The organism is Streptomyces sp. NPDC047042 (assembly GCF_040644035.1).
Taxonomy (GTDB): Bacteria; Actinomycetota; Actinomycetes; order Streptomycetales; family Streptomycetaceae; genus Streptomyces.
Genome location: NZ_JBEYVP010000048.1, coordinates 63,036 through 79,848 on the forward strand (window position 1 = coordinate 63,036; position 16,813 = coordinate 79,848).

The 16,813-nt window shown below is 72.1% G+C and carries 8 protein-coding genes and 1 pseudogene; 5 read left to right on the forward strand and 4 right to left on the reverse strand.

The features are described from left to right. Positions 1-715: 715 nt before the first annotated feature. A complete protein-coding gene (locus ABZ855_RS40485; RefSeq protein WP_360816303.1) occupies positions 716-3,565 on the forward strand; it encodes a LuxR family transcriptional regulator in 2,850 nt (949 codons plus the stop codon). 408 nt (positions 3,566-3,973) lie between these two features. After that, positions 3,974-4,540 (forward strand): annotated as a pseudogene (locus ABZ855_RS40490) (aldo/keto reductase); the annotation flags it as partial. Between the two features lie 39 nt (positions 4,541-4,579). On the opposite strand, the gene ABZ855_RS40495 reads toward ABZ855_RS40490, so the two are convergent. Further along, complete coding sequence (locus ABZ855_RS40495) at positions 4,580-5,419, reverse strand: phytanoyl-CoA dioxygenase family protein (RefSeq protein ID WP_360816306.1); 840 nt, start codon at positions 5,417-5,419, stop codon at positions 4,580-4,582. A gap of 62 nt (positions 5,420-5,481) precedes the next feature. On the opposite strand from ABZ855_RS40495, the gene ABZ855_RS40500 reads away from it, so the two are divergent. Continuing rightward, a complete protein-coding gene (locus ABZ855_RS40500; protein WP_360816309.1) occupies positions 5,482-6,486 on the forward strand; it encodes a helix-turn-helix domain-containing protein in 1,005 nt (334 codons plus the stop codon). A 495-nt stretch (positions 6,487-6,981) separates the two neighbouring features. Next, positions 6,982-8,919, forward strand: coding sequence for a ricin-type beta-trefoil lectin domain protein (locus tag ABZ855_RS40505; protein ID WP_360816312.1), 1,938 nt, complete (start codon positions 6,982-6,984; stop codon positions 8,917-8,919). Positions 8,920-8,947: 28 nt separating this feature from the next. On the opposite strand, the gene ABZ855_RS40510 is transcribed toward ABZ855_RS40505, so the two are convergent. From ABZ855_RS40510 to ABZ855_RS40520, 3 genes are all read right to left on the reverse strand, one after another. Beyond that, positions 8,948-10,222, reverse strand: coding sequence for an arsenic transporter (locus ABZ855_RS40510; protein ID WP_360816332.1), 1,275 nt, complete (start codon positions 10,220-10,222; stop codon positions 8,948-8,950). Between the two features lie 75 nt (positions 10,223-10,297). Beyond that, positions 10,298-10,867, reverse strand: coding sequence for a DUF4232 domain-containing protein (locus ABZ855_RS40515; RefSeq protein WP_360816315.1), 570 nt, complete (start codon positions 10,865-10,867; stop codon positions 10,298-10,300). An 85-nt stretch (positions 10,868-10,952) separates the two neighbouring features. Beyond that, the gene (locus tag ABZ855_RS40520; protein WP_360816318.1) at positions 10,953-13,337 is read right to left on the reverse strand and encodes a SpoIIE family protein phosphatase; all 2,385 of its coding nucleotides are present in this window, start codon (positions 13,335-13,337) and stop codon (positions 10,953-10,955) included. A 267-nt stretch (positions 13,338-13,604) separates the two neighbouring features. Here ABZ855_RS40520 and ABZ855_RS40525 point away from each other — a divergent pair, with 267 nt between their 5' ends. After that, positions 13,605-16,697, forward strand: coding sequence for a glycoside hydrolase family 2 TIM barrel-domain containing protein (locus tag ABZ855_RS40525; RefSeq protein ID WP_360816321.1), 3,093 nt, complete (start codon positions 13,605-13,607; stop codon positions 16,695-16,697). The last annotated feature ends 116 nt before the right edge of the window (positions 16,698-16,813 follow it).

Genomic DNA, 16,813 nt, shown 5'->3' on the forward strand with positions numbered 1-16,813 from the left:
TCGCGCCCCCGCCCGCTCGTCCCGCCGAGTCGAGAAAGACACATCATGCGCGTCGGCATCATCACCGCACGGGCCCTCGGACAGGCCCTCGCGGCCCGGTTGTTGGGTGCCGGTGGCACGGTTCTCCTCGGTGACAGCCGGGGGCCCCGGGCCCTGCGTTGGTCTCGCCGGCACGATCGGGCCGGGGCTCGGTCCCGGCGACCGTGGCGGAGGAGGCCGGTGAGGAGATCGGCGTACTCGCCGTGCCCTGGCGGCAGTTGGCCGAGGCGGTCGCGGCTGCTTGATGCCGGGGCCCCTCTGGCGAAGGCGTTCAACACCCCCTGGCGACTGCCGTCCTCGCCGCCGAGCCGCGCACCCCCGCCGGACGCCGGGTGATCTTTCTCTCCGGCAATCACCCGGGCGCCCACGACCGGGTCGCCCGGCTCGCCGAGCATGGCGGCCGGTCGGCCGGTCGGCCGTCGGCCTGGGCCGACTGACCGTCGGGGGCCGCCTTCAGCGGTTTCCCGGCGGACCGCTGTCGACCCCCGGTCTGCTGCTCCAGCCCTGAACCGTGAGCCGCACCAGACCCCTTCGGGACGACCTGGAGCCAACTCACCGTTTATTGTCAGGACATGATTGGAGAGCGCATCCCGTCGGACTTACGTGACTCGTCGGCCGGCGCCGACCGGCCACCCAGGGCGATTCCAGCAGCCGTCCGCTCCTCAGGGACCCCCTCATGAGCCCCTCCCGTCCCGGCGAGGAATGGATCGTCGGCCGCGACAGCGAACTCGCCGTCCTCACCGAGCTGGTGAACCAGGTCACGGCCGAACCCGACGACCTCCCGGGGACGCTGCCAGGCGTCCTGGTCCTCACCGGCGGACCGGGCGCGGGCAAGAGCGTGCTGCTCGACGCGGTCGGCCGTACCGCCCTGCGGGCCACAGCGCGCGTCCTGCGCTGCCGAGGCTGCGAAGGCGAGTCCGGGCTGCCGTTCGCCGGACTGCATCAACTGCTGCGCCCGGTACTGGACCTGGCCGACGGTCTGCCCGTACGCCAACGGGCCGCGCTGCTCGGTGTGTTCGGGCTCGACCCCGAGCAGGAGCAGGCCACGGTCCCCGACCCGCTGCTCACCTCCCTCGGCGCCCTCACCCTGCTCTCCGACGCGGCGAGCCGGGGACCACTGCTGCTCGTGATCGACGACGCCCACTGGCTCGACGTGGGCACCCTCGACGTCCTCGCCTTCGTCGCCCGGCGCCTCGAAGGGGAACCCGTCGCGATGGTGCTCGCCGCCCGGGACAACTCCCTGCCTCCTCAATTCGCGCGCGAACACCAGCAGTTGACCGTCGAGCCGCTGCCCCCGTCCGCCGCCGGACGCGTCCTCGACCTCCAGCCCGAACCGCCCGTCGGCCGCGCCCGCTCCCGCATCCTCGACCAGGCGGCCGGCGTCCCCCTCGCCCTGGTCGAACTCGCCCGAGCCGTCAGCCGCGACCCCGAGGCCGGACGGGACGGCGCCACCGAGGTACTGCCCCTCACCGACCGCCTCGAGGCGATCTTCGCCGCCGACCTCCCCGAACTCCCCGAACCCAGCCGCAGGTTGCTGCTTCTCGCGGCAGCCGCCGAGACGGCCGAACTGCCCGTCATCCTCTCCGCGGCCGGACCCACCGCCACCCCCGCCGACTGGCGGCCGGCCGAACAGGCGGGACTCGTCCGCATCGACGACGGCCGCCTCCACTTCCGGCACCCGCTGATCCGCTCCGCCGTCTACCAGTCCGCGACCTACGCCGCACGCCACGCGGCACACACAGCCCTGGCGGACGTCCTCGCCGGTGACCCCGACCAGCGCGCCTGGCACCGGGCCGCCGCCGTCTCGGGCGTCGACGAGGAGGCCGCCCAGGGACTGGACGACAGCGCGGGCCGCGCACAGCGCCGGGGCGGTTACGCGGGCGCGGCTGCCGCCCTCGAACGGGCGGCCCGGCTCAGCCCCGACCCCGATGTCCGCTCCCGGCGGCTGGTCCGGGCCGCGAACATGGCGATGCACGCCGGACACCCGCGCTGGGTCGGCGAGCTGGCCTCCCACGTCCTCACCCTCACCGACGACCCGGCCGTGCTCGCCCAGGCCTCCCTCCTGGCCGGCTGGGCGCTCGCCGTGACCAACCGCTTCGAGGACTCGCTCGGCCTCCTGCTGCCGGTCGCGGAGACCGCCGTCGAGACCGATCCCGCTCTCGCCCTCGACGCCCTCAGCACGGCCACCACCCCCGCCTACCACTCCGGTGACCCCTCGTTCCGCGAGCGGATCCAGCGGATCACCGCGAGCGTGCCGCCCCAGGACGACGAGGCGGGCCGCGTATGGGCGCTGGCCGGCTGCGATCCCGTACGCAACCGTGAGCGGGCCCTCGCACTGCTCAGGGGCACCGACTGGACCGGAGACCCGCCGGGGCTCCCGCCCGGGCCCGCCGCCCAGGACCAGAGGCTGACCCGCCTTGTCGTCGTGGGGGCCGCCGCCTGGATCCTGGACGAGACCGCCGAAGCCGTCCGGCTGCTCGGCGCCGCCCTGGACCATCTGCGGCGTTCCCCGACGGCCGGCGCCAACGCCACCGTCGCCAACGCCCTGGCGCTCGCCCTGTACGAGAGCGGCTCCTGGAACCGGGCCCACGCGGTCTTCGACGCGTCGTACCGGACGGCGGCCGAGGTCGGCCTGGAGATCGTGGCGGCGGGCTCACCCGTCGTCGGCGCCACCATCCTCGCCCGGCGCGGCGACACCGAGGCGGCCCGCGCCGCCGTGCAGCGGGCCGTCCACGGGGTCGATCTGCCCAACTCCCTCAGCCTGCAGGTACGCAGGCACTACGCCCTCGGCGCCGCCGCCCTCGCCGAGGGCGACCACGCCGCCGCCTACACCCGCTTCCGGGCCGTCTACACCCAGGACGCCGAGCCCCAGCCGCTGCACTTCCACGCCTCCGACTACTACCTCGCCGATCTCACCGCGGCGGCCGTGCGCACCGGCCGCGCCGACGAGGCACGCCGGATCGTCGACGCGACCCGCCGTCGCCTCGCCGCCGGCGGCGTCTCCGCCCGGCTGGACGCCGTACTGCACCGGGCTCAGGCGCTGCTGAGCGAAGGCGACGAGGCGGAGGAGCACTTCACGGCCGCCCTCGCCGATCCGGCCGGCGAACAGTGGCTGTTCGAGCGGGCACTGGTGCGCCTCGACTACGCGGAGTGGCTGCGCCGCAGACGCCGTTCGGTGGAGGCGCGCCCGCAGCTCACCGCCGCGCTCGTCGCCTTCGAGCGGGTCGGCGCCCGACCCTGGACCGAGCGCGCCCGCGCCGAACTGCGGGCCACCGGCGTCACCCCCACCAGCACCCCACCGCGCGACGTCCTCGCCGAACTCACCCCGCAGCAGCTCCAGATAGCCCGGCTGGCCGCGGCGGGACTCAGCAACCGCGAGATCGGCGAACGCATCTTCCTCTCGCCCCGCACGGTCGGCTTCCACCTCTACCGCGTCTTCCCCAAACTCGGCATCACCGGCCGCGCCCAACTGCGCGACGCGCTGCCCGAGTCGTCCCCGTCGCTGGAGGGGACCCCGGCTCCTTGATCACGTCAGGCGTACGCTCGATCGCGTACCGGTATCCCACCCGAAGGCAGGAGCAGCAACGATGCAGTACGTGAAGCTCGGTTCGACGGGCCTGGACGTGTCGCGGATCTGTCTGGGCTGCATGAGTTACCGAACACTTGCCCAGTGCTCCACCCTTCAGGGTGGAGGTGAAGGGCATCCTGCCCATCGCGGCCCGGAGGGCCGCAGCGCCATTGCTAAAGTCGCCTTGTCCGACAACGTAGTTGGCGGACCTACCGCCGGACTGGCGGGACGTCAAGCCTGTGGAGACCTTGTCAGACCACCCTCGGGTGGCAGGGGCCGATGAAGCAGGAACCCGAGGGAGCATCGCGTAGCGGTGCTGACCGGAATCGCCTGCGTTCACGCAGGCGAGGATGTCAAGACTCCGTCACCCCGATCGAGGAGACGATGGAGGCGCTGCACGACGTCGTCAAGGCGGGCAAGGCCCGCTACATCGGGGCGAGTTCGATGTACGCCTGGCAGTTCTCCAAGGCCCAGTACACGGCCCGGGAGCACGGCTGGACGCGGTTCGTGTCCATGCAGAACCACTACAACCTCCTCTACCGCGAGGAGGAGCGCGAGATGCTGCCGCTGTGCGCGGACCAGGGCGTCGGTGTCCTGCCGTGGAGCCCGCTGGCCCGCGGCCGGCTCACCCGCGACTGGGACACCGCCACCGAGCGCAGCGAGACCGACGACTTCGGCCGCACCCTCTACCCGGAGGGCGACCGCACCATCGTCGACGCGGTCGCCCGCATCGCGGCCGAGCGGGATGTGCCGCGCGCCCGGGTCGCGCTTGCCTGGCTGCTGCACCAGAGCCCGGTGACCGCCCCCATCGTCGGCGCGACCAAGCCGCACCACATCGACGACGCGGTGGCCGCCGTCGACCTCGAGCTGACCGACAAGGAGATCGAGGAACTGGGGGAGGCGTACACCCCGCACCCCATCAGCGGTCACTGACCGTCGGCGAGGGCGGGGGAGCGCCTGCCCGGCAGGGCGTCAGTGCGGTCCGGAGAGCGGCCCGAACTCCGTACCGCACGGCCCCGCGCCCTCGCTCTCGCGCAGCCGGACCCGGTCACCGCTCATGGAGATCGTGCGGTAGAAGTGGCCGATGCTCGTCGCCGAGCGGCCCACATAGTGCCCGATGAAGGAGCGGCGGAACCGGTCGGCGCTGCGGTTGGGCTGCGAACCGTGCACCAGGCTGCCGTTGAAGAACAGGACGTCACCCGGGGCCATGTCGACCGGCACCGTGCTCAGACCGGGCGGCGGGGGCACGTACTCCCGGGCGAAGGACAGCCCGGCGTCCGCCTGTTCGGGACAGAACAGGTCCATCCGGTGCGTGCCCGGCACGACCTCCAGCCCGCCGTTGTCCCGGTCGATCGCCTCGCAGGCGATCCACGCGGCCACACAGGTGCCCGGCTCGACCCGCAGATACAAGTTGTCCTGGTGCAGCGCCTGGCCCCGGGCGCCCGGTGGCTTGAAATAGAACATGCTCTGCGCTGCCAGCACCTCCTCACCGAGCAGGATCTCCAGTACCGCGCGCAGCCGGGGGTCCAGCAGCCAGCCGAGCGACGGCTCGTGGAACTCGTGCGGCTGCATCACGCGCGGATACGCGTCCAGCGGGTCGGCCGGACGCCCGTCCTGGCCCGACGGGCGGGGCTCGAAATGCCCCGGCACGGGACCGGCCGCGTGCAACGCCGTGAACTCGGCGCGCAGCCCGGCGATCTCCTCCTCCCCGAAAAGTCCCCGTACGACGGTGAATCCGTCCTCCTCGAACCGTCGGCGCTCCTCCTGCGGCAGGATGGAGGCGCCGGCGGCACCGATGCCCGTGACTGTCATCGTCCACTCCCTCGGTCCGCTGTCACCGGCCGCCACACTAGGGCCGACGCACTCTGGAGACGATGCCCGTGAACGCTGACGGATTGCCCGAGACCGCCACCCCCGCACCACCGCCCGGACTGGTGACCGTCGGGCGCTACGACGAGGGACCCGGGTACGCCGTCAACCGGCCGCAGGGCGCGGACAGCTGGCTGTTTACCTGGACGACGGACGGCCACGGTCTGCTCACCCAGGGCGCGGCCGGGGCGCGGGCCGGCGCCGGGGACCTGGTCGTCCTCGGCCCTGGAGTGCCGCACCACTACCGGGTCGGACCGGGCGCCCGGCACTGGCGGTTCTGGTGGGCGCACTGCCAGGCGCGCCCCTCCTGGACGGCCTGGCTGAGCCCCTACGCCGTCGGCGACGGCCTGTACGTCGTCGCCCCGGTCCCGGCCACCTTGCACGACCGTATGGCGACGGCGTTCGCCCGCATGCTGTCGGACGCCCGCTGGCCCGGCGGCGGGGCACGGCCGCCGGGCATCCCGGCCGATTCCGCTTCCCCCGCCGTGCCCAACGGCCCGATAGCCGTGGCGCACGGCACCGCCGCCCAGGAACTCGCCCTCTGTTCCCTGGAGGAAATCGTCCTGCTCGCCTCGGCGGCCGCCCGCCCCCTTCCGGGGCGGCCGGGAGTCGACGCCCGGGTGAGCCGGGCCGAAGCCCTCATCGCCGCAGACCCGGCCGCCGCGCACACCGTCCGGTCGCTCGCCGAGGGGGTCGCGCTGTCGCCCTCGCGGTTCGCGCACCTGTTCACCGAGCAGCTCGGCCGGTCCCCGATGCGAGCACTGCGCGAGGCCCGGCTGCGGCATGCGGCCCGGCTGCTGGAGGCCACCGATCTGCCGGTGGAACGCGTGGCCGTCGCCTCCGGTTTCGCCAGCCCGTTCCACTTCAACCGGGTGTTCCGGGAGCGTCACGGGACACCGCCGGGCGCGTACCGGGCACTGTGCAGACGCGTACCGGCGGTAACCGATTCTCCTATTGGTTTGACGGCGGGTTCCGGACACAGATGTGAAGGAACCGGCCAACTACCGTGACGTCCCCGTGTGTTGCGGCGGCCCCGCCCATACCCGGAACATGAGCTGCGGAAACACCCGGGCCCGTGGTTGCGGGACCGCCCGGGCGGACCCTTTCGCGACTCGGGCGGAGGTTGTCCGTCAATGGTTGGCAAACTGCGCCGAGCGAAGTGAATACCGTTTGCAATGCGGATCTTGATACAGTAGCAATCCCAAAAGGCGCACCCTCATTGACACTTCGTCTACCGCATTCAGCCGTGCTGGAATGCGGAAAACGGCGTGATCTCTTGTTACGGCTCGCTGAGCTGTGCAAAGGTGTGCACGTCGCCGTGTGGACAATCATTTTTCCTCTGCACGTACGCGACGTTCCCGCTGGGTCCCCGCTCCAAAAGAGCTGTCCGCTGCGGGCGTTCGCGATGCCGATCCCCGTTTGGTCGGATCCTGTCGTTTCGTCGGCAGGGTCGCATACCGCTAGGTATGGACTAGAACCCGCGTTGTCCGTGGAGGAATACAGACGTGAAAGACGCAGGCCTGTCGAATTCCCCAGCCCCAACTCCCGCGTACGACGCCTCGGATGTCGAACTCAGCGCCGAGTTGAAGAAGTGGACGGGGACGACGCCCGCGCTCCATCCTGTCGGCGAACTGCTCGACCGGCACTGGGAAGCGGCCTTCGCCTACGCGCGTCTGTGCACCAGCGGCCCCCGCCCGGCCGGAATGCTCACCACCGCCGCCTTCACCCGCATCTTCGGTGAGTCCCTGAGACAGAGCGGCCCCACCTCCGCCTGGCGTCCCCACCTGCTGGTCACCGTGCGCCGACTGGCGGCGGAGTGGGAGGGCGACCACCGGCACGAGATGCTCCACCCCGAGCTGCGCGCCACGCCCGGCGGCGGAAACCGCGTCGCCGCCCGACTGCTGCCCGCGCCCGACCGACGGCTGCTCTCCCGGGCCTTCCAGAACCTCCCGCAGTCCGCGCGCTGCCTGCTCTGGCACGCCGAGGTCGAGGCCGAACCGCTCGAGATACCCGCCGGCCTGCTGGGTCTGAGCGTGGCGGACGCCGCCGTGGAACTCGGCCGGGCCCGCGGCCGTCTGCGTGAGGAATGCCTGCACGTCCACCGCGAGGTCGTGCCCCAGGAGGAGTGCCGCCGCTACATCCGGCTCATCGACGTCACGTGCCGGCGCCGCAGCTTCGACATCGACCCCGATCTCGCCAAGCACCTCGCGGACTGCAAGACCTGCCGCTACGCCGCCGACCAGCTGAACCAGTTCAACGGCGACCTCGCCCTCGCACTCGCCGAGGGCGTGCTCGGCTGGGGCGCGCGCGCCTATCTCGAGTCCCGCCCCGGCCGCGCCGCGGAGAGCGCCATCGTCGAGGTCGAGCAGGCCCCGATCATCGAGGTCGCCACCACCGAGAGTCTGCTCCCCGTCCCGCGGATCCTGGCCCAGGCCCCGCCCATGCCCACGACCCCTCCCTCCTCCACCGAGCTGGCCGTCCGCCCCGGATCCCACCGCTCCGCGCACAAGGCGGCCCGGCGCCGGGTCCGCCGACGCAACCGCACTCTCGCCGTCGCGACCGTGAGCGCGCTGGTCCTCGTGCCGCTGGTCCTGTGGTCCGCCCTCAACCAGGGCGACGACGACAACTCGACCGCCGATGCCAACCCCTCGGACTCCGCCACCGACGGCTCGGGCAGCGACTCCTCCTGGGTCGGCTCGGGGGAGACCACCAAGGGCGACCTGCGCGGCCGGCTGCACAACGTCGAGTCCGGCCTGTGCATCGGCATCGCCGGCGGCAAGTCCGTCAAGGGCGCGGAGGCCGAGCTGACCGGCTGCTCGTCGGCGCCCGGCCAGGAGTGGTCGTACGAGACCGACGGGCTGCTGCGCAACGTCGCCGCCCCGGATCTCTGCCTCGACTCCCACCTCGGCTACTCGGTCCAGCTCGCCCCGTGCACGGGCCCCTCCCAGCCCGGCACCAAGAACGTGCGCTACGACTTCACCCTCCAGGGCACCCTGGTCCCGCGCTGGGACCAGAACCTGGCGCTGACCCCCGCCGACGCGAAAAGCAGCTCACCGCTCGTCCTGAAGGCGCGCGAGGAGGACGCCGACCAGCACTGGGTCTTCGACTCCTCCTCGCCGTCCCTCCAGATGGAGGCCGTCAACTGGGACGCGGCCGACGAGTCGAGCCCCCCGGTCGTCAAGAAGGCCCCCGCGCCCGCGAACACCCCGGCGCCGGCCCCCACGCCCACACCGGCGCAGCCCACACCGACTCCGCCGGCGGCCCAGCCCACACCCCCGCCCCCGTTCCCGACGACCGGGCCCTGCTCCTACGGTTACCCCAACTGCGCCGGGAACGGCCCGAACCCGAACAACGGCGGCAACTACGGCCCCGGTTACGGATACCCCTACGGGTACGGCTACGGGGGCTACGGCCCGTACGGAGCCTGGGGAGCACCCCGCTGACGCCCGGGGGCCCGCGTCGGGCCGTCCCTCAGCTCCCGAGGACGGCCAGCGAGCCCCATAGCGCCACCACTGCCGGGATCAGCGCGGCCGGCACGGAGATCAGCCCGAGCCGCGTGAACTCCCCGATGCCGACCTCGTGTTCGTACCGGTGCACGATGCGCCGCCACAGCAGGGTCGCCAGCGATCCCGCGTACGTCAGGTTCGGACCGATGTTCACCCCGAGCAGTACGGCGAGCACCGCACCCGGTCCGGCCGTCGCGGTCAGCGGCAGCAGCACGAGCACCGCGGGCAGGTTGTTGATCAGATTGGCGAGTACGGCGGCCAGCGCGGCGATCCCGAGCAGCGCGACCAGTCCGGTCCCGTCGGGCAGCACCCGGCCGAGCGCGTCGGCGAGCCCGTTGTCCACGACCGCGCGGACGACGATGCCCAGCGCCAGCACGAACGCGAGGAACCCGGGCGCCGTGGCCCGCACCACGTCCACCGGGGTCGCGTGCCGTCGCACCAGCGCGCGTCCGGCGAGCACGAGCGCCCCCGCGAGCGCGGCCCACGCGGGATCGATGCCCAGCGCGGAGGCCACGACGAACCCGGCGAGCGTGCAGGCGACGGTGACCAGGGCGAACAGGGGAAACGCGGGCGCGTCGGCGGCGGACGTGTCCGGGTCGGCCACCTCGGCCGACGCCGGTGCGGCCAGGTCGGCGGCGAAGAACCGCCGGAACACCAGGTACTCGGCGGCGATCGCGACCAGCCAGGGCAGCGCCATCAACGCGGCGAACCGGGTGAAGCTCAGCCCGCTCGCGCTGAACGCCAGCAGGTTGGTGAGGTTGGAGACCGGCAGCAGCAGCGACGCCGTGTTCGACAGATGCGCGCAGGCGTAGGAGTGCGGCTTGGGCCGGACCCCCGACCGGGCGGCCGTGGCGAACACCACCGGCGTGAGCAACACGATGGTCGCGTCCAGGCTCAGTACGGCCGTGATCGCCGAGGCGAGCACGAAGACGGAGGTCAGCAGTCGGCCGGGCCGGTTCGCCGCCCACCGGGCCATCCAGGCCCCGCAGGCCCGGAAGAGGCCCTCGACATCACAGAAATGGGCCAGCACCAGCACCGCGGCGAGGAAACCGATCACCGGCCCGAGCCGCTCGGCCTCCTCCCACGCGTGCTCCGGCGAGATGGCGCCGGTGACGACCACGAGTCCGGCGGCCGGAACCGCCACGACCGCCTCCGGCAGCCCGAACGGGCGTACGACGGCGCAGGCCAGGACGGCGACGAGCAGCACGATGGACAGGGCCTCGGCGGACGGGGCGTTCAGGGTTCGGTCCTCCGGGACAGGAACAGGTGTACGCGTCCATGAAAGCAGGCGCCGCTCGTCGTCCCTCCGGCCGGGTCAGGGTCCGGTGCCGGGGGCGAGGACCGTCAGGAACACCGACGACTTTTTCCCGCCGACGGGGACCTCTCCCGCCTCCCAGGCCACCTCCAGCTCGTCCCCCTCGTCCGGCGGGGTCACCAGCAGCTCGGCCGGTGTCGCCGTCTCTGCCTCGCTGAGTTCCGGGTTCGTGAAGCTCAGCCCGGCCCAGGCGCTGTCGCCCGGCGCGAGTTCGACCGGCGTGGGTGTGGCCTCGGAGTGCTGGGGAACGGGGCCCAGCCGCTTGCCCGACGCGTCCACGAAGACGGCGCCCGGGTAGCCGCGCACGGTGCAGGTGCGGTCCGAGTCGTTGGTCAGGACGACGGGGAGGTTCCGCTGTCCGGCGCCCGAGTCGAGGCGTCCGACCGAGGCGCGCAGCTCGGCGGTCCGGCAGCGCGTGTCGCCCGTTGACGGGGTGGTGGCGGACGGGACGGTGTTCGGCGAGACGCTCTCACCGCCCTTGTCGCAGGCCCCGAGCAGTACCGGTAACGCGAGCGCGGTGGTGAACAGCGCGGCCCGGCGCACCGGGCGGGACGTACGGAAGATCGACATGCCCTCACTCACTCCTCGAAGTCACTCCGAGAAGAGCGAGTGTTCCGACGAGCGCGTCTCATGCACCGCGAGGGACAGTCCGGGCCTACATCTCGTCCGTCAGTGACAGCTCGGCCCAGATGGTCTTGCCCTCGGGTGTGTGCCTGCTGCCCCACCGTTCGGTGAGCTGCGCGACCAGCAGCAGGCCCCGGCCGCCCTCGTCGAACGTACGGGCGCGCCGCAGGTGCGGGGCGGTGTGGCTGGCGTCGGACACCTCGCAGATCAGGGTGGACGTGTCGTGGACGAGGCGCAGCCGGATCGGATGCGAGCCGTAGCGGATGGCGTTGGTGACCAGCTCGCTCACCACCAGCTCGGTGGTGAACGCGGCCTCGCTCAGCCCCCAGACGTCGAGCTGCTCACCGACCTGCCTGCGGATCGGCCCGACGAGCGCCGGGTCGGCCGGGATGTCCCACGTGGTGACCCGGGAGGCGGGCAGACCCTGGGTGCGGGCCAGCAGCAGGGCCACGTCGTCGGCCGCGCCGCCCGGCGGGAGCAGGGTGTGCAGGACGCGGTCGCACATCTCGTCGAGCGAGTCGGCGTACGCCGCCAGCGCGTCGCACAACAGGCGGTGACCCGCGTCGATGTCCCGCTCGCGGCTCTCGATCAGCCCGTCCGTGTAGAAGGCGAGGACCGTGCCCTGGGGCAGCTCCAGTTCCGTGGACTCGAACGGCAGACCGCCCAGACCGAGCGGCGGACCGGCGGGCATCCGCACCTGCCTGGGCGTACCACCCGGCGTGAGCATGATGGGCGGCGGATGCCCGGCACGGGCCAGGGCGCAGCGCCGCGACACCGGGTCGTACACCGCGTACAGACAGGTGGCGCCGACCTCACCCGGGCCGCCCTCACTGCCGGCCTCGGCCGACAGCCGTACGACGAGGTCGTCGAGGTGGGTGAGCAGCTCGTCCGGGGGGAGGTCGATGTCGGCGAGCGTGCGTACGGCGGTGCGCAGCCGGCCCATGGTGGCGGAGGCCTGGACACCGTGGCCGACGACGTCCCCGACGACCATCGCGACCCGCATCCCGGACAGCGGGATCACGTCGAACCAGTCGCCGCCGACCCCGGCCCGCGCCGCGGGCAGATAACGCGAGGCGGCTTCGAGGGCGGCGGTGCGCGGCAGGGTGCGGGGGAGCAGGCTGCGTTGCAGGGCGAGGGCGGTCTCGCGTTCGCGGGAGAACCGGCGGGCGTTGTCGATACAGACGGCGGCCCGGGCGGTCACCTCCTCGGCGAGCAGCGCGTCGTCGGACGTGAACGGGTCGGGGCGCCGGTACCGGGTCAGGACGGCGACGCCGAGCGTCGTACCGCGTGCCGTGATCGGCACGGACATCGTGGAGTGGACGCCGAACTCCTTGACCCGGTCGTAGCGCGCCTTGTCCCAGGTCATCCACTGTTCGAAATCGCCCGAGGGCACCGCGGCCACGATGGTGCGGCCCGCGAGGAGGGAGTCGGCCTGGGGCGAGAAGGCCGGGTACTCGTCCAACTGCCCCGGCTTGGCGACTGCTTCGGGGCTGCCCGGGATGATCGACCGGTGGGCGGCCCGGCGCAGGCTGAGGGGCGCCGTCAGCTCGGCCGGATGATGGTCGCCGCCGTGCTGCGGCGGGTCCAGCAGGTCGACGCTGACGAAGTCGGCGAGCGCCGGGACGCAGACGTCCGCGAGTTCCTGCGCCGTCCGGGTGACGTCGAGGGTGGTGCCGATGCGTACGCTCGCCTCGTTGACCAGCTGGAGCCGCTCCCGGGCGAGGTACTGCTCGGTGAAGTCGTGGGCCGCGAGACAGACCCCGCGCACCCGCCCCTCGGCGTCCCTGAGCGGCGCGAGCCGGGCCAGCCAGGCGTGCGCGTGGTCCTCGCCGCCGGTGCGCAGATAGGTCTGGATGTCCTTCGCCCTGCCGCTGGTCAGGACGTCGAGCATGTTCAGTTCCAGTTCCGCGCTGCGCTCCTTGCCCCCTATCTCGGGGAGTCTGAGTCCACGGATGCGCTCCAGCGGCAGCCCGATGACAGCGGCCATGGCGTCGTTGACACCGTGCAGCCGCAGCCGGTCGTCGTAGACGGCCGTCGCGCAGGGTGCCTGGTCCAGCGCGGCCCGCATCAACTGGTCGTCCGCGGCCCGGGCACCGCTCTCCAGGGGGGTGACGACGAGCCAGTCGCCCCCGCCGCCGTCCGGGGACGGCCGGTGGTGGGCGAGGAGCCAGCTGGACACCGTACGGCCGTCGCGGTGACGCAGAGCGAGGGTGCCGTGCCAGATGTGCTCCGTCGGCAGTCCGGGCCCGTCCGCGCCGTCGGCGGCCAGCAGGGAAGCGGCGGGGCGGCCCAGCATTTCGGCCGCCGACCAGCCCAGCAGCCGACGAGCGCCCTCGTTCCAGCCGGTCAGTGTGCCCCGCGCGTCGACGACGGCTCGTGCCGAGGCGGAATCGTCGAACGGGTACACCGGACTCATCAGCGCCACTCCATCGTGAACACGCACAGTGAGCAGGGGGACGTCACTGGTGCTCCACCCTAGTGCGTCCTGCTCATGAGCGGTCAGGAACACCACGGCCCCCGGCCGTCGGAAAGGCCGCCGCGCGGGGCGGAATTCAGGCCGTTGTGACAGGTGAGGCCGAAGTACGTCACCGGACTCTTGACGGGCGCATGTGCCACACCGTCAGAATCTGTTTGCTAACGATCAGTTGTGAGTACTTCTGGGCCCTGATGAGGGAGAGCCGCGATGACGGTCACTCGCAGATCGGTGTTGATCGCCGGTACGTCCGCCCCCGCCGCCGGAGCCCTGCTGGGCACCGCCGCCGACGCGCGGGCGACGACCGGCCCGGGCGGCCGCCGAACCGTCCCGCTGCGGGACGGCTGGCGCTTCGCGCTGGTCGACCCGGGAGGGATCACCGACCCCACGGGCGAGTACACGAACGCCCCCGACCCCGCCTACGACGACTCCGCGTGGCGGGCGGTCGCCGTCCCCCACGACTGGAGCATCGAACTCACCCCGACCACCGACCACGGCACCACCAGCGGCACCGGGTTCTTCCCCGGCGGCCTCGGCTGGTACCGCCTCGCCTTCACCCTTCCGGCCGCGCTGGCCGGCAAGCGGATCTCGGTGGAGTTCGACGGCGTCTACATGGACTCGTACGTCTACTGCAACGGCACGGAGGCCGGCCGCCACCCCTACGGCTACACCGGATTCGCACTCGACCTCACCGGCCTCCTCCACACCGACGGCACCACCGAGAACGTGCTCGCGGTCAAGGTGCAGAACCGGCTGCCCAGCAGCCGCTGGTACTCGGGCAGCGGCATCTACCGCGAGGCCCGCCTCGTCGTCACCGAACCGGTGCATGTGGAGCGCTGGGGTACGTACGTCACGACGCCGGAGATCACCGCGGAACGGGCCCGCGTCCGGGTGCGGACGTCCGTGGCGAACGCGTCCGGCGCCCCCGCCGACGTCGAAGTCATCTCCCGGATCGTCGATCCCCGCGGCCGTACCGTCGCCCGTACGTCCTCCACGGTCACCGTCACCGACCGGGCGGACGAGACCCACGAACTCACCGTCCGCGAACCAAAGTTGTGGGACATCGCGGCCCCGAACCGCTACACCCTGAAGACCGAGCTGCGCGTCGCCGGCACCCCCACGGACACCCACCGCACGACCTTCGGCATCCGCGACTTCCGCTTCGACCCGGACGAGGGCTTCCAGCTCAACGGCACCCATCACAAGATCAAGGGGGTCGACCTCCACCACGACCTCGGCGCCCTCGGGGCCGCCGTCAGCATCGACGCGATCCGCCGGCAGCTGACCATCATGAAGTCGATGGGCGTCAACGCCTTCCGCACCTCCCACAACCCGCCCTCGCCAGAGATGATCCAGGTCTGCGAGGAACTGGGCATCGTGATGATGGTGGAGGCCTTCGACTGCTGGCGGACCGGCAAGACCCGCTACGACTACGGCCGGTTCTTCGACGAGTGGTGCGAGAGGGACGCCACCGAGATGGTGCTCGCGGCCCGCAACTCGCCCGCCGTGCTGCTCTGGTCGATCGGCAACGAGATCCCCGACTCCACCCAGACCGCCGGCCTGGCCATGGCCGACCGGATCATCGCCGCGATCAGGGCGGCCGACGACACCCGCCCGCTCGTCATCGGCTCCGACAAGTACCGCAACCCGCCCGCGAAGGGTTCGGCGGCCGACCTGATGCTGGCCAAGCTCGACGGCCTCGGCCTCAACTACAACACCGCGAAGTCGGTGGACGTCCTGCACGCCGCCTACCCGCACCTGTTCCTCTTCGAGTCGGAGTCCTCGTCCGAGACCTCCACCCGAGGCACCTACCAGGAACCGGAACACCTCAACACCGGCGAGAACCACACCCCCGGCGGTCGCGCGGTCTCGTCGTACGACAACAACCTCGCCTCCTGGACGATGAGCGGCGAGTACGGACTCAAGAAGGACCGGGACCGGAAGTGGTTCGCGGGCGAGTTCCTGTGGTCGGGCATCGACTACATCGGCGAACCGACCCCGTACAACGTGTTCCCGGTCAAGGCGTCCTTCTTCGGAGCGGTCGACACGGCCGGCTTCCCCAAGGACATGTACCACCTGTTCCGCAGCCAGTGGACGAGCGAACCCATGGTCCATCTGCTCCCGATGACCTGGAACCACGAGCCGGGCGACACAGTGGAGGTCTGGGCCTACGCGAACGTGGACACGGTGGAGCTGTTCCTCAACAAGAAGTCCCTGGGCACCAGGCGGTTCGACTCAAAGAAGACGACTGACGGCCGCACCTACCTGGAGACCACCGAGGCCACCGGAGACGACAAGACCATCACCTCCGGCGCCTGGCCCGGCAGTTACACCAGCCCGAACGGCAGCGCGGGCAAACTCCATCTGACCTGGCATGTGCCGTACGAGCCCGGCGAGTTGAAGGCGGTGGCCCGCAAGGACGGCCGGGTCGTGGCGACGGACATCCTGCGGACGGCCGGACCGGCGCACGCGATACGCCTGACAGCGGACCGCAAGTCCCTGGCGGCGGACGGCCGTTCACTGGTCTTCGTGACCGCCGACGTCGTCGACGCCCGGGGCGTGGTCGTGCCCGACGCAGAGCACCTGCTCGCCTTCGACGTCGACGGAGGCTCCCTGGCCGGCCTCGACAACGGGCGCGAGGAGAGCGCCGAGCGCTATCAGGCGAGCACCCGGACCGCCTTCCACGGCAAGGCCCTCGCCATCGTCCGGTCGGGCACCGACGCCGGACGCCTCAAGGTGACGGCCCGCTCGGCGGGGCTGCGCACGGGCACGGTCGTGGTCCGTACGACGCCCGCGCGCGACGAGGCGCTGACACCGGCGCCGCACTTCGCACCCGACCCGGGCCCGGGCGCGCCCGCCTACCCCCGGGCGGACGCCAGTTACTCCGGCCGCCCGGACACCCTGCCCGCCGCGATGCTGGACGGCGTGGCGACCACCGGCTGGTCCAACGCGTTCCACAAGGCGCCGACCGCGCTGCTGCCGGCGTTCAACGGGGCCCGGGCCGAGGACTGGGTGTCGGTGGACTTCGGACGGGTCCGCGACTTCACCCGTCTCGAGGTCTCGTTCACGGTGGACGCGACGCATACGCTGCCGGCGTCGATAGCGGTGTCGGTACGGGACGGTGACGGCTGCGTAGGGGTGCCCGAGGCGATGATCCAGTGGGCGGACACCTCCGACACGCCGACGGTGATCACCTTCGCGGCGACGAGGGGTACGGGTGTGCGCCTGGACCTGACGAGCCGTTACCCGGGGGAGGAACGGGGCGCGATCCGCATCAGCCGCCTGGACACGCCGGCGGGCTGAGTTTCTCGCCCCCGCCGCCCCTACCCGTTCCCATCCCTGGGGGCTGCGCCCCCAGACCCCCCGCACTACTCAGCCCCTCCGGCGTTTGAGGAGCGGGGGTTCGGGGGCAGCGCCCC

Bases quoted from the DNA above. Each gene is read 5' to 3' on its own strand.
- ABZ855_RS40485 (WP_360816303.1), top strand. From the start codon at position 716: ATGAGCCCCTCCCGTCCCGGCGAGGAATGGATCGTCGGCCGCGACAGC.
- ABZ855_RS40495 (WP_360816306.1), bottom strand. From the start codon at position 5,419: ATGACAGTCACGGGCATCGGTGCCGCCGGCGCCTCCATCCTGCCGCAG.
- ABZ855_RS40500 (WP_360816309.1), top strand. From the start codon at position 5,482: ATGCCCGTGAACGCTGACGGATTGCCCGAGACCGCCACCCCCGCACCA.
- ABZ855_RS40515 (WP_360816315.1), bottom strand. From the start codon at position 10,867: ATGTCGATCTTCCGTACGTCCCGCCCGGTGCGCCGGGCCGCGCTGTTC.
- ABZ855_RS40520 (WP_360816318.1), bottom strand. From the start codon at position 13,337: ATGAGTCCGGTGTACCCGTTCGACGATTCCGCCTCGGCACGAGCCGTC.
- ABZ855_RS40525 (WP_360816321.1), top strand. From the start codon at position 13,605: ATGACGGTCACTCGCAGATCGGTGTTGATCGCCGGTACGTCCGCCCCC.